The sequence below is a fragment of the Marinobacter sp. LQ44 genome (assembly GCF_001447155.2).
Lineage (GTDB): Bacteria > Pseudomonadota > Gammaproteobacteria > Pseudomonadales > Oleiphilaceae > Marinobacter.
In genome coordinates this window covers 3,638,497-3,661,032 of record NZ_CP014754.1, presented here as the reverse complement: position 1 = coordinate 3,661,032, position 22,536 = coordinate 3,638,497, and the positions used below count along the sequence as shown (strand labels likewise).

Sequence of the window (22,536 nt, the reverse complement as noted above, 5' to 3'; positions counted from 1 at the left end):
TTCGGGAGACTGTCAGATAGCTTAATGCCGAGGTGATGGGCGTCAGTCTCGGTAAGACTCTTTCTTCGCCGCATAGACGGTCAGCTGCAATTCTTCTCCAACCATCTGGTATTCCGGGCGTTTGCCAGAGAGCTTTTCGGATTCGTTGAGAATCACCGGCACACCCTCACCCCGCTTGTCCATCATGCGGGACCGGTTGATGGTGGCGTGTTCGTAGGGGCAACGGGCAAGCAAGCTGGTGATTAGCTGGTTGCGAGAGGCCTGCCGGGCCATGAGTTCGTCCACTTCCATGGTGTTGACCAGAGCGCCGGGTGAACAGAGTACCAGCCGGTCGGCAAACATGTGCAGACGGATATGTGCACCGTAAATGTCGTAATCCCGGTGGGCGACGGCGTTGACCAACGCTTCGAAGATCGCAGTCAGGCTGTACTGGGGAATGTCTTCCCGGCCCAGCAGTTTACGGGCGGCCACGCGCTGATTTTTTTCAACGAATGCCAGAGCGCCGCTGATTTGCTGATCCAGAGGGCCGGTGAAATCCATGGCATCGGTTTGCTGGTCTGCATCGCGGTCGTCGCCGGCGTAACAAACGGCCTGAATATAGGCGTTTGGCAGCCAGTTGACCGGGCTTGGGGTACCAAGCAAGACCCCCGAAACGCTCAGCTTTTCATTACCTTCATCGTCGTCCACCAGCATGCGAAGTTTGCGGAGCTGAGTGCGTTCGGGTTGGCCTTCCTCACGCAGGAACTTGCGGTACAGGCTCGGGTCCAGATCTTCATAGCGGGTGCCAGGCACCGGGCGCTCGTCTAACCAGATCAACCGTGATTGGCTGCGCTGCATCATCAGCCGTGCCAGATACTCCTGCTTCATGGGTTGTTTGGATTCAGCTACCCGGTGGAAATAACGGCCATTGCTGCTGTGCACGAACAGGCTTTTTTCAATGTCCACATGCAGTATGTTTTTCATATCGCCGTGTTCGTCGGGCAGCTCCAGCAGCCGGGTGGCAATAGGCAAAGGTGGCTCCACGTTGTCGGTGGCGACGTCTTTCACCCGCTTCTGTACCGCCTCAAGCATGTCGGCCGGAATGCCGGTGATTTGCCGGGTTTTGTCGTCCACGCCCAGAATCAGGTAGCCGCCTTTCTGGTTGGCGAACGCGGCCATTTCGTCGGCAAGGTCTTTTTGGTCTGGGCCTTTGATCTTGTTGCCGCGTATTTCAACGCGTTTGAACTCGTAACCGGAGTCTTCCCCGAGGCGAATCTGGTACAGCAGATCTTTAACCAGCTTTTCTCTGTCCATGATGGTCCCTGGCTTCTATTTATCGGGTTAGCGTCAGTGGGTGAGCGTCCAGCGGGCGGTAAACAGCTCTTTGATCTCGCGGGTCAATTCCAGTTTTTCGCTCACTTCGTCCAAAAGGCGGTCTTCCTCTTGCTCAATGGCTTTCTTGGATTGGTGGTATTCTGCCAGAGCATCGTCCCGCTTGCGCTCCAATTTACGAAGCTCTTTCTTGGCCTGTATTTTTTCTGCTGTCGAAGCAAGTTGTCTCGCGTCTTTTTTATAGGCCCGTATTTGCTCATCAAGCTCATCCACGGTGGCCATGAGCGCTTTCCGGCGGTCCTGCGCCCAGCGTTCGAGCTTCTCGGACTCCTGCTCCAGATACTGATCCAACTCCGCTTCTGTTTCGGCTTCGGTTTCTTCCACCACCTGCGCCTGCCACTCGGCGAAGAGCCGTTCCGGAATGGGGTCACTTAGCAACTCTTGACGAGCGGGTATTGACATCAAGTGGTCTGCATTCTCAAGTGTCAGTCTGCGGCCGTCGTTCGTTTGTGCAAGTACCACCAGGCGCGTGTTCTGGGTTCGGCCCTTGTTGTATGTGAACCGTACTTCAAAAGCGGTGAGTGTACCCGACTGGCCAATATAGTCTTTAAGAGCCGCGTACTGTCCTTGAAGCTGATCATAATGAAACACCAAATGCGCTGGCGCCGGGTTACGGGCCTTGGCCCTGCGCACCAGGTCCCAGGCCAGATAATGCTCGGTAGCCTGTAGACGGAAAAACTCGGAGTCGTTCTGCTCAGCCAACGGCCAGCTCAAGTCATAGCGTTGATTATTCAGGTAAAAGTGGTTGGTGTTAAACTTGGCATCAGGCAATTCAGCTCGAGCCAGATCCATAAGCACCTGCTCGTATTCCTGCAAGAAATCCTTGCTTTGGTCACGACGGGTTTTGAGGGCTGATACCACATCGCGATCAAAGTTATTCAGTAAGGCCTCACGGGCAGCCGTCTCTCTGGCGGCCAACATCTCCTCAAGAGACTTTTGCAGCTGATCGAATTGGTACTCAATTTCCTGATCGGTACGGCACTTCTGATAGATCTCATAAATGCGGCGCTCAATATCAATACTACCTTCAATCGCTCCGAGTACTTCATCGGAAGCACCAAATACACCCTCAAACAATTTAAGCTTTTGATCAAGGAGCTGAAACACGCGACGATCGGCCGGGTTTTTGCGGTTTACGAAGTTAACCACCACCACGTCGTTCTTCTGGCCATAACGATGAACTCTACCGATGCGCTGCTCCACTTTCTGAGGATTCCATGGGAGATCATAGTTGATCAGTACGGAACAGAACTGAAGGTTGATACCTTCACCGCCGGCTTCGGTGGAAATGAGAATGTCGGCTTTGTTGCTGCGAAATTGATCCACCAGCGCTGCTTTCATATCGGCCGCTTTCGAGCCACTAATACGAGCTGACCCTTTATGTTCTTCCAGCCACGCCTGATAGATTTCTTTGGAGTGAGGGTCGTTATTGGTCCCATTCAGCAATACCGTCCTGCCAGCGTATCCGCCGGATTCCAGAAGCTCCTGAAGGTATTGCTGAGTTCTGCATGACTCGGTAAACACCACCGCTTTACGTTGCCCACCAAGGCGCTCTGTCATGGTAAGGGCCTTTTCCAGCACTGCGAGCAGTGCCTGCCCCTTGGCGTTGCTGGTAATACTCTTGGCAAGGTCGCGAAACTCACTAAGCTGGGCGATTTCCTGGTTCAGCTTGCTTGAAGACCTGGCTGAATCCTCGTTGCTGGCCCCCTCACTGCTGCCCTCGCCCTCTTGGTTTTCAGACTCTGCCCAATCGTCGATTTCTTCGATATCAGAAAGCGCCTCCTCATCAAGTCTTTGCTGCTGTTCAAGGCGTTCAATCATGCCCTTGAGCGTGTCGGCTACGGCAAACGACGACGAGGCCAAAATTTTGCGCAAACCCATGCTCACCAAATGGCGAGCACGGGGGTTAATCGCCTCGTTATCTGGCCGCTGCAAATACTGGGACAGTTTTTGATACAACACCCATTCTTCCGGCAAGGGTGTGAAGTCTTGAGTGATGGAATAGCGGTTCGTGAAGTTGATACCGCCCTCTTCCTGAACCTGGCGCCGGAGAGTTCGGTGGCATAATGAACGAATGCGACGCTTGAGATCCTCCAGAGCCTTCTCATCACGCTGCCGGTTTACGTAGAGCGCACGAAACGACTTTTCATCCCCGAAAAAATGGGGGTCGATGACCTGGCTCAGGCCATAGAGTTCCAGCAGGTTATTCTGGATCGGTGTCGCCGATAGCAGGACCCGGCTTTCAGCGAATTCGGTGGCCTCCACCAGCGCTTTTGCCCTCTTGCTGCCATTAGTCTGATAGAGGTTCCGAAGTTTGTGGGCTTCATCATAGACAACAAGGTTCCAGCTAACCAACCGCACATAGTCACGCTGTCGAGCCGCGTATTCATACGAGCAGATAACTATCCGCTCATTCTGATCGAACGGATTGATTTTTCCTTCTTTTTTTAGGTTTGCAGCAACTTTGCCATCAATGATCACGGATGGCAGCTCAAACTTATCACCGAGCTCCTGGCTCCACTGCTTCCGCAATGAGGCGGGCACAATCAATAGGATGTTGCGCTTGTTCTCAGCCCATTTCTGCGCCATCACCAGGCTGGCCTCTATGGTCTTACCCAGACCTACTTCGTCAGCCAGCAGCACCCCTTGCTCCAATGGCGATTTAAGAGCAAAGCAGGCGGCGTCAATCTGGTGCGGGTTCATATCCACACGGGCGGAGGCCATGGCCCTGGAGACCTGGTTTTCGATTTTGCCGGATTGGGTTAGCCAGTGGGCAAAATAGGTGCTTTGGTGAGGGGTGAACATCTCCGACTTTCCTTTAGAACAGACCGCCAATATAGTTCCCGCCATGCGGACTCTCAAGGATTATTGCTCTGCGATCAATACCTTGATCTCGCCATCTACCGGAATCTGTCGGAGATACACCTTTATTGGTTGCTTTGTTCGTTAACGGGATCGGTTCGCTGCCGAGTATTCTGATTGCAAAGGCAGCAAATCAAACACTCGACTCTCATTATTGGGGTCCACAAGCTCCGTGGCGGACTTATAAACCCGAGGCGTGGTGTAGAGCATTTTCAGCGCCTTGCCATGAGGCATTGCCATGTAACGCTCAGGCTCATTCTCCTCCAACCACTTCCGAACCCGCGGCGCCATGTTGTGGGCCATCTTCGGAAAGAAATGGTGTTCGATGTGATGACTGAACCGGAAATGCAATCGATCAAGAACCGGATTGCTGCGCAAGCTCATGGAGTTATCCAGCGGATTGTTCGTGGGCGTTTGCGGCCGCAGGAAGTGATTGGTCAGTATATAGCCCTGCCCCAAGGCATTGGCCATCATGAACGGAATCAGCACGGTAAACACCGCCAGCGGGCCTGAGACAACCGCCAGGGCTGCCCACAACGCCACGCACAGGAACACCTGAGCAATGGCCAGATTGCGATTAAAGCCCTTGAACTGCTTTCGATGTTTCGCCTGAATCCACAGCACCAGCTGGGCGTGAAAAGTGAACGAATAGGTCAGGAACAGATAGCTGTACCAGGTACCTGAGCCCGGCGCCAGTTTGTGAAACTTCTTCTGCCCGGGATTGGTTTTATAACGGCGCAGCGTGCCGAAGCTATCCGGGTCTGTGTCGCCGGTGTTGGTGTTACCGTGGTGCACCACGTTGTGCCACTTACGCCAGAACTCCGGTGGCACCATCAACGGACCAAACCCCAGCCAGCCAAAGAAATTCTGCCAACGCCGGCTCATGCCCAAGGCACCGTGCAACACCTCGTGGGCCAATAAAGCCTGGCAACCAATGGTATGCCCCACCAGCAACGCCAGGCCAAGATTGGCATACCAGGGCAACCCCGCCATCAGAATCGCCGCCAGCCCACCCCAGATAATCGCCTGCAGGGGCAAGAACCAGATCACTCGCCAGGTCTGAGCCTTGAACGTATCAGCGGGAAGCTCCTTCTTCATCCGGTCCCGAAGCTCCCGCTCGTCCGGCTTACCATAAACCACGGCCCCCGCCGCTCCCGGTTTCACTGCTGCGTTCATTTTGCACCTTTGCTTAGTTGAATTCCGACAATAATAAAATTACAGCGTACATGTGTGCGCCGAATTTATACCAATAAAGACAACTAAACAATGGCTGTAAAATAGAAAAATCAAAGAACCCATGAAAAATAAAAACAAGCGTTCGCTGAAAACCACTCGGAGTACGGGGCGGTAGTCGGGATGGGCGTCTGAAACCCTGCGGAGCCATGGGTGGAGCGCGAAAGCGCTTCACGGGCTGGCCATGGATGGCCTGCCCAGGACCCTCAGCGCGACGCAGGAGCAATTAGCGCTGAGGGGCGGAGCGGAGCGTACAGGGAAGTATTCACAGCGTGTTTCAGAAGCCCATCCCGACTACCGCCTAACTCCAAAAAGAACGGGCGCCCGAAGGCGCCCGTTCTCAATGCATCAATTAAAAGCCAAATCTCAGCCCCCCGAAAGCGACTGCTCCGAAGGATCAAGCTCCATCTGCTGAATGGCAATCACCGCCTGAGTCCGGTTACGAACACCAAGCTTGCGGAACACCGCCGTGATGTGGGCCTTGATGGTGGCTTCTGACACATCCAGATCATAGGCAATCTGCTTGTTCAGAAGCCCCTCAGCCAACATACCCAACACCCGGAACTGCTGCGGCGTCAAAGACGCCAGGCGCTCCGAGAAATCGGTGGATTCAGACTGCATCCGCTCAATCTTGTCGGCTATGCCCTCAGGCAGCCAGACATCGCCCTCCAGCACCGCCTGAATGGCCAAAGTAATGGTAGGCAGCGGTGCACTCTTGGGAATAAACCCCGAGGCACCGTAGTCAATCGAGCGACGCATGGCCTGCAAGTCTTCGGAACCCGACACAACCACCACCGGCAACCCCGGGTACTGGCCTCGCATGAACACCAGCCCGGAGAAACCATGGGCACCCGGCATGTTCAGATCCAGCAGGATCAGGTCTGCATCCGGGTGCGACTCTACCGCCGCCTGCAGTGACTTGATGCTGTCGACCTCCACAGTCTCGACATCCGGCACCGCCTGATTGACCGCTTGTTTCAATGCAGCCCGAAACAACGGGTGATCATCAGCGACGATAATTGTTTGTGTCATTCAACAGATTCCTCACAGGTTAGGGCTGTCAGCCGCCGGCGTTACTGGAACGCCCGGCTGCTGATCAGATCATCCACTACGCCCGGATCAGCCAGGGTCGACGTATCTCCAAGCTGATCGTGCTCGTTCGCAGCAATCTTACGCAAAATCCTGCGCATAATCTTGCCAGAACGCGTCTTGGGCAGTCCAGGCGCCCATTGAATCACATCCGGAGACGCAATCGGGCCAATTTCTTTACGAACCCACTGAACCAGCTCCTTCTTCAGCTCGTCCGATGGCTCCTCACCCTGCACCAGGGTCACGTACACGTAGATGCCCTGCCCCTTGATTTCATGGGGGTAGCCAACCACCGCAGCCTCGGCCACCTTGTCATGAGCCACCAGGGCACTCTCAACCTCGGCAGTACCCAGGCGGTGGCCGGACACATTCAGAACGTCATCCACACGGCCGGTGATCCAGTAGTAGCCGTCTTCATCACGGCGGGCACCGTCGCCGGTGAAGTACATGCCCTTGTAGGTGCTGAAGTAGGTCTGAATGAACCGCTCGTGATCACCGTAAATGGTGCGCATCTGACCCGGCCAGCTGTCCAGGATGACCAGGTTACCCTCGGTCTTGCCTTCCAGGATGTTGCCTTCGTTATCCACCAGCGCTGGCTGAACGCCGAAGAACGGCTTGGTGGCGGAACCCGGCTTCAGGTCTACCGCGCCAGGCAGCGGGGAAATCAGGATGCCGCCGGTCTCGGTCTGCCACCAGGTGTCCACAATCGGGCACTTGCTGTTACCGATGACCCGGTGGTACCACTCCCACGCCTCCGGGTTGATCGGCTCACCCACCGAACCCAAGAGTTTGAGACTTTCTCGAGTAGTGCCGTCCATGCAGGACTCACCCTGGGCCATCAGCGCACGGATTGCAGTGGGCGCGGTGTACAGGATGTTGACCTTGTGCTTGTCGACAACCTGGCCCATGCGGGAGCTGTCCGGGTAGTTGGGCACACCTTCAAACAGCAAGGTGATGGCGCCATTGGCCAGCGGGCCATACAAAATGTAGCTGTGGCCGGTCACCCAACCGAAGTCGGCAGTACACCAGTAAACGTCACCGTCGTGGTAGTCGAACACATACTGGTGGGTCATGGAGGCATAGACCATATAACCGCCAGTGGTGTGCAGAACGCCCTTCGGCGCACCGGTGGAACCGGAGGTGTAGAGCATGAACAGCGGGTCTTCCGCGTTCATCGGCTCCGGCTTACACTCGGCCGGCGCATCTTTGATCAGGTCTTCGTAACGAACGTCACGGCCTTCGGTCCAGGGGACCTCTTTGTTGCCAGTGTGGGTAACCACGATCACCTTATCGACCTTGGCGTCTTCCTCGTGCTTGAGCGCGTGGTCAACATTCTTCTTCAGCGGGATGGCACGGCCACCGCGCAAACCTTCATCAGCGGTAATCACAAAACGGGATTTGCCGTTCACAACCCGGGCAGCGAGCGCTTCCGGGGAGAAGCCACCGAACACCACCGAGTGAATCGCGCCGATCCGGGCACAGGCCAGCATGGCGACCGCGGTCTGCACAATCATCGGCATATAGATGGTGACCACATCACCTTTCTTTACACCCTGGGCTTTGAGCGCATTGGCAAACTTGCAGGTCTCTTCGTACAGCTCCCGGTAGGTCACGTTGCGGGATACCGAAGGGTCGTCGCCTTCAAAGATGATGGCCGTCTGATCGCCGCGTTTCTCCAGGTGGCGGTCCAGACAGTTGGCGGAGGCGTTCAGTACACCGTCTTCAAACCATTTGATGGACAGGTTGTTGTAATCGTAGGTGCTGTTCTTGACCTTGCTGTAGGGCTTGATCCAGTCAAGGCGCTTGCCGTGCTCCCCCCAGAACGTATCCGGGTCTTCTACGGACTGGCGATACATTTGTTCATATTGCTCTTTGCTGACCAGTGCACGCTCGGCAACTTCCGGACTCACCGGATATACCTGTTTATCAGTCATTGTGCTCCCCCTTAATCAGAGTCTGTTGTCATTGTCGGTTTTTTAAAATTCAGGGTGGTCGGGCGATTTTTGCCCTTAAGACAGATGCATGTAGTTCAACATGTGTGCCACCGCACAATGAATTAGACTAACGTCCTAACCTACCGCCATTTTCGGGCTAACCTGTTCAGCAATGCGTCGATCAAGGCAGGGTTTAGCAGCTTTAACAGCGGCTTTTTCAAGAATAGTTGCAGATCGGGGAATGGCAAAACATGACGTGGGGAGAGCAGGCCCGGCCGCTGGCCGGACCCAGGAAGGATGATCAGGCAGCTTTTTTGCGCTGCTTGGAAGCCCGGAGACTGTAGACCTTTCTTTCTTTCAGGGCATAGCGGTTCAAACCCGCCAGGTGAATCTTGCGCAGATAGACTTCCCAATCAATTTGGCGTGCATCCACCGGGAAAAGCCCCTTGTCGACCTCACCCATTCTGGCAGACAACGCCTGCAGTTCATCGCTGTGGAAGATGTAATCCGGGGCTGTGTAAAAACCAAAAATAGTGGCCAGTGACTGGGTGGTATCCAGGTTCTTGAGCATTTTCAGGTCACGGGAATTACCCAACAACTTCAATACCTTGTCCGTCACACTCAGGGGCAGGCGCACACCGCTGACCACCAGGTCAAACAGGGTTCGGTTAACCGCAATGAACGGCTTGCTGGGCTGCCGGTAGAACAGATGATCGTAAGCGGCGTAATTGGCTTTGGATTCCGCCATCAGGTGGTCGATGAACTGCCCCAGTGAGACCGGATTGGAGCTGCCACTGCAGCACTGGTAGATCCTGCGCCGACCAGGTTCTGCCAGGGCCTCGGAAAGCGACAAAACAATCGCATTGGCCACCAGATCCACCGGAATGACATCAATCACACCCGAGCGCTTACCCGGGAACAGGGTCACCTTCTCCCGGGCATAGGCCAGAATAATGGCATCCGCTACCTTGACCCCCTCAATCCAGCCAGGGGCAGGCTCTTCCAGAGCACTTTCAATGATGGAGGGCCGAACAATGGTCAGGCGGCGGCCGTTCAGCGCCTTCATCAACAGCTGTTCGCCCAACCACTTGGTAAAGGTATAGGTGTCGCTCCAGCCGTAGCGGTTTGCTTCCCGAATACCCAGATCCACCAATTTCTTTTCAAGGGTTTTACCGGAGTAGCGGGCGCGAACATCGGCAATCTTGTCTTGCAGTAACTGCACCAGCTCTTCAATCTCGTAATACCCTTCGCTTGAGCGGGGAACTGACTCACCTGCGGGCTTGATCACCGATTCGGTGACCGGCCCGGAATTCATGCCGTTAACATAGCAGGTAGACACCTGCAGAACTGCCAGCTCCGCATTCTGCCGGGCCAGCCCGGCGATATTCTCAAGACACAGGGTGTTGATGGTCAGGGCTTTGTCCAGCTCCTCCCGGAAGTTCACGCTGGCAGCAGAGTTGATCACGGCATCCAGTTCTCCGGCCAGTTTCTGCCAGGCGTCCTCACCCATACCGAAACAAGGTTCCGTCACTTCACCGGTAATGCAATGAACCCGCTCTTCGAGGAAGGTTTCAAACCAGTCCGCATCGACACTCCTCAAGCGATCAAATACCGATGACGTGGCAATCTCATTGTCAAAGCGGCTGCGGGCATCAGGATGACGTTTATTGCCTCGAATCAGCAAGTAAATGCCACCAATGTCCGGGACGGACCTGATCAGCTTCTCCAGAACCACCTTTCCCAGGAAGCCGGTGGTTCCGGTAATCAGCACCCGCTTGCCGCGGAGCTGCCCGAGCACCTTCGACGAAGACTCTTTTTGATTCACTTGCTGGTTTGCCATGGTAGAACTCCTTCTCTGAGATCGATGTCACCAGCGATCAACGCCGGTCAAAAGTCGCGGGGGGCCGGTTTCCTTTGCCCCGACATGTATGCATCCGTTTTGCATCCGCCTGTCAGAGCTGCCTGCATAATGCGGGCCACGATTTCGGTCAATTCTTGCACAGTGACCGTTACAGGGCGGTGACAGACTGCAAAATTACGACACATAAATCCCTAAAAAAATGACCAGCAACTGGGCACATACTCTTGGCTCGTTCATGACCGGGTAGGATCTCTGCCTGCCAGTGAGCGCAAGATGTCATCCAGGGAAACATCCGATGGTTTCTCCCGCAGCACCCGAAGTAATTGATCCTGCTCGCCAAAACTGACTCGATCGTACAGTGGTCCCTCCACCCCTCGAGGCAATACAGCAGGCTCCGGCTTAGCCGAGGGTGACGCCAGATCATCGGCCAGGTGCCGCAGGTGGGCCGCCAGTCTATCCCGGTCTACCTGGCACAGATGCTCCCATTTCATTGATGCCAACCCGGTTTGTACGATCTCCACGGTATCGGCATCAGGGTTGCGCCCCAACAGTGCAAAAAGGCGGGTAAATGCGTCATACCGGAGCATGGCATCGTCCGGCTTTGCTGCCAGTAATTTTTCCAACTGCCCGACCAGGGCCCGACATTGCTCGCCGACGGATTCACCACCGGGAATGGCGGCTTCAGCCTGCCCGGCTTGCCGGCGCGCGGCCTGATGCCAGTAAGCCGCTATACCGGCTTTGCGCCGAGGCAGTGCCGCCAGGTGAACATTGAGCATTTCCGCCAGGGTGTGAAACTGCCGGCATGAGGGGTCAGAGGTGGGCAGCAGGGTCACAGGGTGTTGATTGAGCACGGACTGCCGAAGTGTTTCATCCCGCCAAAGTGCCCCCAGGTAATGCAATGTCCACTGCAGATGCCGCTGGCAGGCACCGTTCAGACGCTGGAACACCGATCTTGCCTGGCTGGCGCCTTGTGCCATATTGACAATCACGGACGGTTTGCGGCGGTATCCGCGGCGCTTAAGAACCTTGATGAGGGAAAAAGCATCGGTGAGCGACGCCGGGTCTGGCGTGACCACCACGCAAGCCAGCTCCGCCGCAGCGATCATGTGCAGCCCGACTGACTGGAGCCCCGATGCTGTGTCGATAATCACGTAATCGTAGCGGTGCTCCAGCTCATACAGCGATTTCAGGAGCTTGAGACTGTCGCCATCGGGCATTTCCATGCAGTCCTGCACTCCCGAAGCACCGGGGACAATATCCAGGCCGTAGTGCGTTTTCAGCACCGCACCAGCCAGATCACACCGGCCGGCGATCACATCGGCAAGCGTGCGTTCCGGATAAAGCCCCACCAGAAGACTCACGTTGGCAAGGTCTGTGTCCGCGTCCAGCAACAGCACTTTCTGCCCGGCTTTGGCCAGGGCAAGCGCCAGATTGACGGCAACGGTGGTCTTTCCCACTCCACCTTTACCGCCTGTTACCGCGATGGTTCTTGGTTGGCGCAACTTTTGCCTTCCCTCGTAGCTTGAGCAACCGAAAACAGACGAATCCATAGACTTGTCACTATAAGCGACATTTTAACCTGTAAAAAGGTTACACATATCACAGACTTGATAATACCCTGCTTAAAAAATCAGCAGTAACGGTTTAACACTGGCGGATTATTGTCTAAGCTCACTGACTTACAAGAAGAATGAACACCCTGTCATAAAACTTTGATACAGAACAGGGAACCTTACCCGCACATACGATGGCGCGGGGCAGGGACAAAGGGCGCGCGATGAGTAATGCGATGGATATTGCAGCTGATCTTCAACTACCGAGCCTGCCGGAGGTAACCCTGCGGGCGCTGAAAGCATGTCATGCCGGAGACAGTTACCGCGAGATCAGTCAGATTGTCGCCACGGACACCGCACTCGTCGCCCGACTCCTGTCATTAGCCAACTCCGCCCTGTACAGAAGTAATCCTCCCATCCGCTCCATTGAGCAGGCACTGCTTCGCCTGGGCACCCGCCGCTTCCAGACCCTGCTGCTGACATCGGCATTGCGACAATTGCTATTTGAACTCGGCGGCGACGAGTGGCAGCAACTGAGGGATTTCTGGCGCCACTCTCTGACCACAGCCCTGACCGCCCGGGCCCTGGCCACACTGACACGCTACCCAAGCCCTGAAGAAGCGTTCCTGCTTGGCATGGTTCACAACATTGGTGAACTGATCGCCATCAAGACCCAGCCCCAGGAACGCAAACAGGACATCCTCAACCACCAGAATGAGATTGCCGCCCATTTTGTAACCGTATGGGGGTTAGGACCGTTGGCGGCAGACGCCATGCGATATCAGCAGTCGCTACCAACCCAGCTCCGGGACGCCAGCCACCTGGTGAAACTGATCAGCCTGTCGACCCGGCTTGCCCTCTCAGACTCAGCGGGCATTGCTGCTGCAGGAACGATCTTTGGGTTGCAGGAAGACCTGACACGGGAAATCTGCGACAGAATCAACGATGAAGTAGCCACCATGGCGGCCTCCTTCGGAATTCCTCTGGACACCGCCTACCAGAGTGAGGAAGGCGCCCGGCAGCTCAGGCAAACCCTGATACACCAGGCGATCGCCAGCAAAACCCTTGAGCTGCGAGCCACAGACAGCGCGACCCCGTGCGATCTGATCGCCAGTACCGTCAGCAGTCTGGGCGTCCTGACCGGACTGCCGGCCCTGTGCTTTGGCCCCGAGGCAGAGGAGCTCAGGCTGCTTTCCGGTACCGGCACCAACCTTCCCGACCTGCGCCTGTCGCCCCAGCCTGGCGGCAGCGTCCTGACCGATGCGTGGAACGGCGGCACTCTGGTCAGCCTGAACGAACGTGAGCCCAGCGTACTTGACCGGCAACTGCTGGCCATTCTGAGAACGCCGTCTCTCCTGGCGATTCCTGTTCAGCAGGGTGGGCAAAAACACGCGATCTTTGCCCTGGGCACGGACTCCGAATCAATGGAGGTCACTACCCAGCTGGTTCGGCTGTTCATCCACGAGCTTACGCAGCTGATTGAAGGTCAGACAACCGAAGGGCCAGGCGTCGACAGCCAGATCGCCCACGACCGGATACGTCGCCAGGTACATGAAGTCAGCAACCCCCTGACCATCATCAAACAGTACATTTTCCAGCTTCGTGCCCGGATGCATGATGAGACCGTCCAGGAAGAACTCGACATAATTCAGGAGGAACTGGATCGGGCAGGCTATCTGTTGCTGCAAATCAGCACCGGCGATGCGCCCGGCACTACCAGCGGTACAGACCTGAACCGGGAGCTTGAAAGCCTTGCCCGCATCCTTCAGGACAGCCTGTTCAACGGCAACGACCGCACCCTCAAACTGAGGCCGTGCCGTGAGGACACCCAGGTGCAGGGCAGCGCCTCTGCCGTCCGGCAGATCATCATCAATCTGATCCGCAACGCCGTTGAGAGCCTGGAGCCCGGCAATGGCGAGATTTCCTTGAGTACAGCAGCACCAATATTCCAGAACCAGCGCCGCTGGGTTGAATTGCAAATTACCGATAATGGCCCCGGCATTCCCGAGGCCGTCAGGCGCAACCTGTTTGCACCGGTAAACAGTTTGAAGGGCCAGGGTCACAGCGGCCTTGGCCTGAGCATTGTCAAGCAGCTGATTGATGACATGGAGGGCATCATCGCTTGTCACACGGGGCAGGAAGGCACTACCTTCCGGATTCTGCTCCCGGCGGCAGGCCACAACAAGCATGGTACCGACTGACGAATTAGCGGAAGCAGACCAATGGCATTAGAGCAGAGCAAGCAGCCCTTCCATGGGTCCGAACCGGCCAGGATTCTGATAGCCGATGACGAACCACGCCTCCTGGCCAGCCTGGCCAAATTACTGAGAGGCCGAGGTTTCGAGGTAACCGAAGCCAATGGCGGAAAACAGGCTTGTGAACAACTGGCCAGCAAGGCCTTTGACCTGGCACTGCTCGACCTCAACATGCCCGACACCGATGGTTTTGCGGTGATGGAGCGCATAGCCAGCCACCAGCCGGATTGCGGTGTGGTTGTGGTCAGCGGCGAAGGATCTTTCGGTACCGTCAGCCGGGCATTGCGCCGGGGAGCCCTGGACTACATACGCAAGCCGTTTGATCCCGAGGAACTGCTGACCACGGTTGAGGGCGTACTGGGCAAACAGTCTCTGATCAAAGCCCACGAAATGATCCAGACCCGGCTGGAAAAATCCGAAGCCCTGCACCGCTACATCGTCAACAGTTCACCGGATATCGTATTCATGCTCGATAAAACCGGTCATATCTGTTTCATCAACAACAAGGTGGAAAGCCTGCTGGGCTATCAGCCTTCGGAGCTCTGCGGTCGTCATTTCGGGCACATTCTGGACGACCGGGACGTGGCTAGGGGCACCTACGCCCTTCAGGGACCGGACATCTCGGTGGATAACCCCAGAACGCTGGAAGTGCGGCTTAAAACCCGCGGCAGCAGCAAGGCAACCCGGCATTTCGAAATCACTGCCTTCCCGGTAGACCCGCAAACCTGGCCCCAGACCGGCGACACCCGTGGCGGCTCGACAGCCCAGCCCGCCCGTTATTACGGCATCGCCCGGGATGTCACTGAACGCAAGGAGGCGGAAGCGTTCATCAACTTCCAGGCCTACCACGACCTGCTCACCCGACTGCCCAACCGGGCCCTGTTCAAAGATCGCCTGGAGCTGGCCATCACCCAGGCTCGGCGGGCCAAGCAAAAACTCGCCGTCATGTTCCTCGACCTGGATCGCTTCAAGGTGGTGAACGACACCCTCGGCCACGCCATGGGTGACCGCCTGCTGCAAGCCGTGACCCACAGGCTCGAGAAATGCCTGCGACGGGGCGACACCCTGTCGCGCTTCGGTGGCGACGAATTCACCCTGCTGCTGCCCTCGGTAAATAGCCCGGAAGACGCCCGGAGCATTGCCAGGAAACTGATACAGACCCTGAAAGATCCTTTCCAGCTGGGTAACCATGAAGTCTTTGTGGGGGTCAGTATTGGCATCGCAGTGTTCCCGGATGCTGGAAACTCCATGGACCAGCTGATCCAGAACGCGGATATTGCCATGTATCACGTCAAAGCCCGCGGTAAAGATGGCTATCGTTTCTATTCCGACAGCATGAGCATCAATACCGCCAACCGGCTCAGCCTTGAGCGGGATTTACGGCTGGCCCTGGAGCGGGACGAACTCAGGGTGTTCTACCAGCCTCAAGTCTGCTCCAAGACCAACCAGGTGGTAGGGCTGGAGGCTCTGGTGCGCTGGCAACATCCGGAACGGGGGCTGATCTATCCGGGCGACTTCCTGCCACTGGCGGAAGAAACCCGGCTAATCGGCAAGCTCAGTGAGCGGGTGCTGGACCAGGCCTGCAGAGACGTAGGACACTGGATCAACAGCGGGCATCCGAACCTGCGCCTGGCGGTCAACCTGTCACCCAGCCAGGTAGAACATCCGCGCTTTGTCGAGACATTGCTGGAGCAGGTCCAGTCCCATCGTTTTCCTGCCGGCAATCTGGAAATCGAGATCACCGAGAACGTGATCATGAACGATCTGGAACAGATCAGCCGGAAACTGAAAGAACTGGCGGATTGCGGTGTACGCATTGCCATTGACGACTTCGGCACCGGCTACTCCTCCCTCAACTATTTGCACCGGCTGCCCATCCACACCCTGAAAGTGGATCAATCCTTTGTCAGGGCCATTCGCAGCGGAGAGGACGGCGCCTGCATAGTGAACGCCATCGTTGCCATGGCCCACGGCCTGAAACTGGAGATCGTCGCCGAGGGCGTGGAAACAGACGACCAGCTCAACTACCTGACAAGCCTGGGCTGCCATCAGGTGCAGGGATTCTTCTACGGCCCCGCCCGGCCAGCGGCCGATATTGACCGGCTGCTGAGCCGCGATGGTCTGGCCTTCGCCTACACCGGATAACCGGTTTTCGATTGTAGGACACTCCTAACTAAAACATTGACCCGGTTTGCAAAGTGTTTCGATACGTTACTTTGTGTATCTGGAATTGCGCAGTACTGCACATCTTTGAACCCACCCCTTCTCTAAGCTCAGGTTATCAGTAACCGATCACCGGACTGTCCGACAGGCTGTCGGAATAACAATCACAATAACGGTGACGTTCAACCAGCGAACAAGAAGAAGGCAGCAGTCATCATGCGCGACAAGTACAAGTACATCGGCCCCGTCTATGACTTCCTGAGCAACCTGTACAGCGGCAAAAACATTCACCGCTGCAAAACCGCTATGCTCGACGTGGAAACCGTCAAACCCGGTGACCGCATCCTGTTTGCCGGCGTAGGGCACGGCCGGGACGCCATCCGCGCCGCCGAACTCGGCGCCGATGTAACCGTGGTCGACCTGTCTGAAACCATGCTGCGCAAGTTTGCCGATGCCCAGCAGAAAGAAGCGCCGAACCTGACCATACGCCGTATTCACAGCGACATCATGAAGGTGAACGAGTTCGAGCAGTACGACATGGTAGTGGCGAATTTTTTCCTCAACGTGTTTGACGAAAACATGATGGTGAAAGTGCTGGAACACCTGATTCGCCTGGGCAAGGCAGACGCCAGCGTGGTGGTTGGTGACTTCTGCTACCCGACCGGCAACATCCTCTCCCGCATGTTCAAGAAGCTCTACTGGTACATGGCGGTGTTCATCTTCTGGCTGTTTGCCAACAACGCCTTCCACAAGATTTACAACTACCCGGAACACATGCAGCGCCTGGGCCTGCAGGTTACCGAGAAAAAGCATTTCAAACTTCTGAACATGGATTGCTACTGGTCGATTCTTGGCCGCAAGCAAGCCTGAATCTCTTCCGACTCAAAATAACAACAGGTTACCGGGAGCTTCATCATGTCAGATCAGATTCTTGCCCTCGACAACATCAGGGAACTGGCAGACGGCCAGTTCAGCTTCGCCGAGCGCGTCAACTACCTCAAGAAATACGGCCAGCACTCACAGTCGTTCTCAACCCTGCAGCCGGGCATGCAGTATTTTGATGTGCCGGGTATGGGCTACATTGCCTATATGCGAAAATGGGGCGGCACCTTTGTCCTGTCAGATCCAGTGAGCGCACCCGAGCATTTCCCCGCCATGCTGGAGAAGTTCCAGCAGACCTTTCCTAACGCCTGCTACATCCAGGTTTCGAAATCGGTGGTGGATTTTCTGCACCTTCGCTTCGGCCTGTATGGCACCCAGTTTGGCTGCGAATCCCGGATTGATCTCAGGTCCTGGAGCCTGACCGGCAAGAAGAAACAGATTCTGCGCACCGCACTTAACCAGGCCGAGAAGAACGGCATTACCGTCATGGAACGGTTCAGTGATGACCACACCCGGGAGATCTCCGAAGCCTGGATACGCACCCGCAAGTGCAAGAGCAACGAGATCCGCTTCCTGATTCGGCCCATGGAAATGGACTATCGGGAAAACGAGCGGCACTTTTACGCCTACCAGGACGGCAAGGCGGTGGGCTTCATCTATTTTGATCCGATATACCGCAACAACGAGATCATCAGTTACGTACCGAATATCTCCCGCGCCAACGCCGATTTCCGACAGGGCATTTTCTACACCCTGATGGCCCACGCCATGGACACCTTTAAGGCCGAAGGTGTGCCCTTCCTGGACCTGGGCCTGATTCCGCTATCGCTGGACCAGGCCACCGAGCACCAGGAAAGCCGATTACTGAAACGTTTGATGCACGGCATCTACGAGAAAGGCAATTTCCTATACAACTTCAAAGGCCTGGAGTTCACCAAATCCCGCTTCCGGGGTGACAACTTCAAAACCTACTGCTGCCACAAACGCGCTATTCCGGCTCTGGAATTCCTCGCCATGTTCAAGCTGACCCGGCTGTTGTAACGCCGGGCCAATGCTCGCAAACCCGCGCCACTGAAATCCCCATTTCGGCCATAAACAGGGCAACATCCGGGGGGGCGTCCCCGGTAAAGCGGGCCTCTGACACCACGCCACCGGTATCCGCTATGGGGGTTTCCGCTGCCGCCAAACGCCCGGATTCGCCCAGCAGAAAGGCGACCCGGCGAGCGATGGCGTCACCGGAATCCACCCATGCAGTGACCTCCGGCAGGCTTTTCCGGAGCCAGGGTAACAACAGCGGATAGTGAGTACAGCCAAGCACTACGGTATCTACACCAGCCTCACGCAGCGGCGCCATGGCTTCATCCAGCTCATCCTGGGGCGGTTCTGCGCCTTGCACCAGTTGCTCTGCCCAGCACACCAGCCCAGGGTGGCCAAGCCGCACCACGTCGCAGTCACTGGCAAACTCGGCAATGAGCTTATCCAGATAGGGTCGCTGTACCGTTGCCGGCGTTGCCAGTAGCCCAACCCGACCATTCACGGTGCAGGCGGCGGCGGGTTTGATCGCCGGCACCACACCCACAACCGGTCGCTCCGTCATAGCCCGCAAATGCGGAAGCACCACCGTGCTGGCGGTGTTGCAGGCCACCACGATGATGTCACAAGGCGACTGTTGCAGGCTTTGCCGGATCAGGGAGCAGCAGCGCTCAATCACCACCTGCTCGCTCTGACCGCCGTAGGGAAAACCAGCGTTATCCGCCAGATACACCAGGTCCGCACCGGGAAGCGACTGGTGAATGCGGGCAGCCACACTGAGCCCGCCAACTCCGGAATCGAATACCAGCACCCGAGGGGGCAAACCGGCCATCATCCGGCATCGCTCCCGTTCTCGGCAATTTCCTGTTTCATGGCACTGATCAGGCGGCCGGCAATGGTGGTATCGGGCGGTATGGGGGGATGATCGTCGGCACTGAACCAGCCGGCATCCGCCAGCTCATCTTCCTGCAGGCTGAGTTCACCACCCTGATAATCGGCAAAAAAACCCACCATCATCTGATGGGGAAAAGGCCAGGGTTGGGAACTCCGGTAGCGGATATTGCCAACGTCCAATCCGGTCTCTTCTTTTACTTCCCGGGCCACGGCCTGCTCAAGGCTTTCCCCTGGTTCGACAAAACCGGCAATCAGGCTGTAGAAATTCCGGGTCACCCTGGAAGACCTCGCCAGCAGGAACTGGCTGCCGCGCCGGATGACCACAATCACACAGGGTGCGATTCGGGGATACCAGGGGATATTGCAACGGCTGCACCAGCGAGCCCGCTCCCGGGGATGTGACTCGGTGCGCTCTCCGCACCGACCGCAATAGCGGTGGTCCTGCCACCACTGCAATACCTGGAAGCCGGTACTGAGCATATCTGCAGGCGCCTCGGGTGACACCAGCAGGGCGTCCCTCAAGGTAACCAACTGGGCGCCAGGCAGCCCGGAGTCTGGCAAGGTACAAACAAACAGACGCTGGCCATTCCAGGTACCCAGCGCAAGGGCCTCCGGGCGGCTGTCGCCCATTTCCGGACCGCCCCAGGCCAACAACCAGCCGTTATCCGGCTTAAGGACATTGTTACCGGAAAACGCCAGAAGCAGGTCTCCCTGCACTGGGGCGTCTTCAAACCAGCCCGGCAACCACTGCTCGCTTTTGCTCACCATGTTTTTGCCTTATCAGCAACCGTTTGTCTGAGCGGCAATGTAACACATCACAATCACTACCAAGAATCTGTATACCGCTTTCCGCACCCGCCTCAACCCGTTAAACTTGGCGCCTGTTTCCAGTACCGGAGTAACACCTTATGCGACTTTATCAGGGCATTCGCAGCCTGATCCTGTCTCTTTTCCGCAAGATCCTGTTTTTATGGGTCAGGACCGATGTCAGCGGCAATACCCTGGAGGCCCTGGGGCTCGATCCGGACAAACCGGTGTGCTATGTGCTCCAATACAGTTCGTTGTCCAGCCGGCTGGTGCTTGAGCAAGAAGTTATCCATGCCCGCCTGCCCGGTGCCACCGAGAGCCTGCCCGTTAAAAATGGGCCAGCCCACTCGTTCTTCTTTCTGTACAAGCGCATTGGCGGGCCATTCAGCGGCGGCCGACAAACACCGGTTCCCACTAAAGAATTCACCGGCCTGATAAAATTTGGACTGGAGCATCCCGAGCAGGACGTCCAGATTGTTCCTGTCTCTTTGTTCTGGGGCCGCTCACCGGATAAAGAAAAATCCCTGGTCAAGCTGTTGCTGTCAGACACCTGGTCGGTTGCCGGGCGGCTGCAGAAGTTCCTGATCATTCTGGTGCATGGTCGCAACACCTATGTGCAGTTTAACCAGCCCCTGTCACTCAAGCAGGTGGTCGACGAATACCGGAACAACGAAGAAAAAGCCAAGCGGAAGCTGGCACGTATTCTGCGCACCCATTTCCGCCGGGTTCGCCAGGCGGTGCTGGGGCCGGATCTGTCGCACCGTCGTACCCTGGTGGAAGGCCTGGTACGCACCCAGGCTGTCAAGGAAGCGATAAGGGAAACCGCCGCCAAAGACGATATCCCGCCTGAAAAGGTTCGCGCCAAAGCCTACAAATACGCGGACGAAATTGCCGCCAGCATGTCCATCGTGACCATCCGGTTCCTGGAACTGGCGCTGGCCTGGCTCTGGAACCGAATCTACAACGGCATCGCCGTCAACAACATCAAGGTGGCCAAGGAAGTCGCCCAGGACCATGCCGTGGTCTATGTTCCCTGCCATCGTTCGCACATCGATTACCTGTTGCTGTCCTACGTGTTGTACAAGAACGGCCTGATGCCACCCCACATTGCTGCCGGCATCAACCTGAACATGCCCATTGTTGGCCCAATCCTGCGCAGGGGCGGGGCTTTCTTCATGCGCCGCAGCTTCCGGGATAACCCTCTGTACGCCACGGTTTTCAACGAATACATGCACGTGATGTTCACCCGGGGCTACTCGGTGGAATACTTTGTCGAGGGCGGCCGCTCCCGCACAGGGCGCATGCTGCCACCACGTCCGGGCATGCTGTCGATGACCGTGCGCAGCTTCCTGCGGGATCACCGCAAACCCATCGTATTCGTGCCGGTTTACATCGGTTATGAGAAAGTGATGGAGGGCCGCTCCTACCTGGGCGAGCTGCGCGGTAAAAAGAAACAGAAGGAAAGCGTCTTCGGCCTGGCCAAGACGGCCCGGAAACTGACCAACTCGTTCGGCCGGGTAGCGGTGAACTTTGGTGACGCCATACCACTGGCCGATGTTCTGGACGAAGTCCATGACAGCTGGCGCAGCGAGGCTTACGACGCCGAGTACCGGCCCACGTGGCTCACCGAGGCGGTGGATGAACTGTCCAAGCGGGTAGCCAGCAACATCAACGCTTCTGTGGCGGTCAACCCGATTGGCATGACCGCCACCGTTTTACTGGGTACCGAGCGCCTGGCCATGGATGAGGGTCAACTGATCAGGCTGATGGACCAGTATGCCAACTTGCTCAGGGCCTACCCGTACGCCAACACCGTCACCTTGCCAGAGGGTTCAGCACGGGACTGGGTTGCTTACTGTGAGAACATGGGGCTGATTACCCGCCAACCCCAGAAGCTGGGCGATATCATTGCCCTGGAAGGCGCCAACGCCATTCTGATGACCTACTACCGCAACAACATCCAGCACCTGTTTGCATTGCCGGCGCTGATTGTCAGCCTGTTCGAGAACAAAACCAGCCTGCGCAGAGACAAGGTTCTGTTCCTTACCAGCGTTGCCTACCCTTACCTGCAGTCCGAACTGTTCCTTAAATTCGGTCAGGATGAAGTGGAATCGGTTATTAACAAGTGGATCGACGTGCTGATTGATCAGGGCCTGGTTATCCAACTGGATGACGAGCGCCTGGGCCGACCGGAAGAAGGCACCGAAGCCATGCTGCGGGCCCGCATCCTTTCCCGGTTTATCATCCAGACCCTTGAACGCTACCACATTACCCTGGGCATTCTGCGCAAGTATGGTTCGGGCAAACTGACCGCGGCGGAACTGGAAGAGCAAAGCACGCTGCTGGCCGAGCGGATGTCTATCCTGTTTGGTCTTAATGCGCCGGAATTCTTCGACAAAACCCTGTTCCGGAACTTCATCGCCAATATGCAGAAAACCGGCGTGCTGACCACCGATGACAACGGCCTGCTTTGTTACGGAGAAGGTCTGGATGAGGTGGCCGAAGATGCCCGGCTGGTGCTGAGCGTTGAAAAACGACAAGCCATTCAGCAGGTCACCATGCTCGATGCGTGAGTCTTTGAGGTCTGCCGGCCCGGGTTA

14 protein-coding genes are annotated in these 22,536 nt (G+C 56.6%); 5 read left to right on the top strand and 9 right to left on the bottom strand.

What is annotated here, in order from left to right; all coding sequences use genetic code 11:
• Nucleotides 1-42: 42 nt before the first annotated feature.
• The 7 genes from ASQ50_RS16785 to ASQ50_RS16755 all read right to left on the bottom strand — a co-directional run bounded on the left by ASQ50_RS16785 (nucleotide 43) and on the right by ASQ50_RS16755 (nucleotide 11,900).
• Nucleotides 43-1,293, bottom strand: a complete 1,251-nt coding sequence (locus ASQ50_RS16785) for an ATP-binding protein (RefSeq protein ID WP_058090657.1) — start codon at nucleotides 1,291-1,293, stop codon at nucleotides 43-45.
• A gap of 33 nt (nucleotides 1,294-1,326) precedes the next feature.
• On the bottom strand, nucleotides 1,327-4,176 hold the full coding sequence (locus tag ASQ50_RS16780; RefSeq protein WP_068351573.1) for an SNF2-related protein: 2,850 nt from the start codon (nucleotides 4,174-4,176) through the stop codon (nucleotides 1,327-1,329).
• A gap of 141 nt (nucleotides 4,177-4,317) precedes the next feature.
• On the bottom strand, nucleotides 4,318-5,409 hold the full coding sequence (locus ASQ50_RS16775) for a fatty acid desaturase family protein (protein WP_058090658.1): 1,092 nt from the start codon (nucleotides 5,407-5,409) through the stop codon (nucleotides 4,318-4,320).
• A 423-nt stretch (nucleotides 5,410-5,832) separates the two neighbouring features.
• Nucleotides 5,833-6,498, bottom strand: a complete 666-nt coding sequence (locus tag ASQ50_RS16770) for a LuxR C-terminal-related transcriptional regulator (RefSeq protein ID WP_058090659.1) — start codon at nucleotides 6,496-6,498, stop codon at nucleotides 5,833-5,835.
• A 41-nt stretch (nucleotides 6,499-6,539) separates the two neighbouring features.
• Nucleotides 6,540-8,489, bottom strand: coding sequence for an acetate--CoA ligase (gene acs, locus ASQ50_RS16765; protein ID WP_058090660.1), 1,950 nt, complete (start codon nucleotides 8,487-8,489; stop codon nucleotides 6,540-6,542).
• Nucleotides 8,490-8,790: 301 nt separating this feature from the next.
• Nucleotides 8,791-10,329 (bottom strand): fatty acyl-CoA reductase, encoded by a 1,539-nt coding sequence (locus tag ASQ50_RS16760; protein ID WP_058090661.1) that lies wholly within the window; start codon nucleotides 10,327-10,329, stop codon nucleotides 8,791-8,793.
• Nucleotides 10,330-10,583: 254 nt separating this feature from the next.
• Nucleotides 10,584-11,900: an AAA family ATPase gene (locus ASQ50_RS16755; protein ID WP_058090662.1), complete on the bottom strand. Its 1,317-nt coding sequence runs from the start codon at nucleotides 11,898-11,900 to the stop codon at nucleotides 10,584-10,586.
• 239 nt (nucleotides 11,901-12,139) lie between these two features.
• Here ASQ50_RS16755 and ASQ50_RS16750 point away from each other — a divergent pair, with 239 nt between their 5' ends.
• From ASQ50_RS16750 to ASQ50_RS16735, 4 genes are all read left to right on the top strand, one after another.
• The gene (locus ASQ50_RS16750) at nucleotides 12,140-14,104 is read left to right on the top strand and encodes an HDOD domain-containing protein (protein ID WP_058090663.1); all 1,965 of its coding nucleotides are present in this window, start codon (nucleotides 12,140-12,142) and stop codon (nucleotides 14,102-14,104) included.
• Between the two features lie 21 nt (nucleotides 14,105-14,125).
• Entirely contained in the window at nucleotides 14,126-16,303 is a 2,178-nt protein-coding gene (locus tag ASQ50_RS16745) for an EAL domain-containing protein (protein WP_058090664.1), read from the top strand.
• 234 nt (nucleotides 16,304-16,537) lie between these two features.
• Complete coding sequence (locus tag ASQ50_RS16740) at nucleotides 16,538-17,191, top strand: class I SAM-dependent methyltransferase (protein ID WP_058090665.1); 654 nt, start codon at nucleotides 16,538-16,540, stop codon at nucleotides 17,189-17,191.
• Nucleotides 17,192-17,236: 45 nt separating this feature from the next.
• The gene (locus ASQ50_RS16735) at nucleotides 17,237-18,244 is read left to right on the top strand and encodes a DUF2156 domain-containing protein (RefSeq protein WP_068351570.1); all 1,008 of its coding nucleotides are present in this window, start codon (nucleotides 17,237-17,239) and stop codon (nucleotides 18,242-18,244) included.
• On the opposite strand, the gene murI is transcribed toward ASQ50_RS16735, so the two are convergent.
• The gene (gene murI / locus ASQ50_RS16730) at nucleotides 18,222-19,067 is read right to left on the bottom strand and encodes a glutamate racemase (RefSeq protein WP_082888555.1); all 846 of its coding nucleotides are present in this window, start codon (nucleotides 19,065-19,067) and stop codon (nucleotides 18,222-18,224) included. The two genes, ASQ50_RS16735 and murI, sit on opposite strands and share 23 nt — an antisense overlap.
• A complete protein-coding gene (gene nudC, locus ASQ50_RS16725; protein ID WP_058091702.1) occupies nucleotides 19,067-19,897 on the bottom strand; it encodes an NAD(+) diphosphatase in 831 nt (276 codons plus the stop codon). Before nudC ends, murI begins: the two co-directional genes overlap by 1 nt.
• A gap of 140 nt (nucleotides 19,898-20,037) precedes the next feature.
• Here nudC and plsB point away from each other — a divergent pair, with 140 nt between their 5' ends.
• Complete coding sequence (gene plsB, locus ASQ50_RS16720) at nucleotides 20,038-22,509, top strand: glycerol-3-phosphate 1-O-acyltransferase PlsB (protein WP_058091703.1); 2,472 nt, start codon at nucleotides 20,038-20,040, stop codon at nucleotides 22,507-22,509.
• Nucleotides 22,510-22,536: the final 27 nt, after the last annotated feature.

Bases quoted from the DNA above. Each gene is read 5' to 3' on its own strand.
- ASQ50_RS16785 (WP_058090657.1), bottom strand. From the start codon at position 1,293: ATGGACAGAGAAAAGCTGGTTAAAGATCTGCTGTACCAGATTCGCCTC.
- ASQ50_RS16780 (WP_068351573.1), bottom strand. From the start codon at position 4,176: ATGTTCACCCCTCACCAAAGCACCTATTTTGCCCACTGGCTAACCCAA.
- ASQ50_RS16775 (WP_058090658.1), bottom strand. From the start codon at position 5,409: ATGAACGCAGCAGTGAAACCGGGAGCGGCGGGGGCCGTGGTTTATGGT.
- ASQ50_RS16770 (WP_058090659.1), bottom strand. From the start codon at position 6,498: ATGACACAAACAATTATCGTCGCTGATGATCACCCGTTGTTTCGGGCT.
- acs (WP_058090660.1), bottom strand. From the start codon at position 8,489: ATGACTGATAAACAGGTATATCCGGTGAGTCCGGAAGTTGCCGAGCGT.
- ASQ50_RS16760 (WP_058090661.1), bottom strand. From the start codon at position 10,329: ATGGCAAACCAGCAAGTGAATCAAAAAGAGTCTTCGTCGAAGGTGCTC.
- ASQ50_RS16755 (WP_058090662.1), bottom strand. From the start codon at position 11,900: ATGGATTCGTCTGTTTTCGGTTGCTCAAGCTACGAGGGAAGGCAAAAG.
- ASQ50_RS16750 (WP_058090663.1), top strand. From the start codon at position 12,140: ATGGATATTGCAGCTGATCTTCAACTACCGAGCCTGCCGGAGGTAACC.
- ASQ50_RS16745 (WP_058090664.1), top strand. From the start codon at position 14,126: ATGGCATTAGAGCAGAGCAAGCAGCCCTTCCATGGGTCCGAACCGGCC.
- ASQ50_RS16740 (WP_058090665.1), top strand. From the start codon at position 16,538: ATGCGCGACAAGTACAAGTACATCGGCCCCGTCTATGACTTCCTGAGC.
- ASQ50_RS16735 (WP_068351570.1), top strand. From the start codon at position 17,237: ATGTCAGATCAGATTCTTGCCCTCGACAACATCAGGGAACTGGCAGAC.
- murI (WP_082888555.1), bottom strand. From the start codon at position 19,067: ATGGCCGGTTTGCCCCCTCGGGTGCTGGTATTCGATTCCGGAGTTGGC.
- nudC (WP_058091702.1), bottom strand. From the start codon at position 19,897: ATGGTGAGCAAAAGCGAGCAGTGGTTGCCGGGCTGGTTTGAAGACGCC.
- plsB (WP_058091703.1), top strand. From the start codon at position 20,038: ATGCGACTTTATCAGGGCATTCGCAGCCTGATCCTGTCTCTTTTCCGC.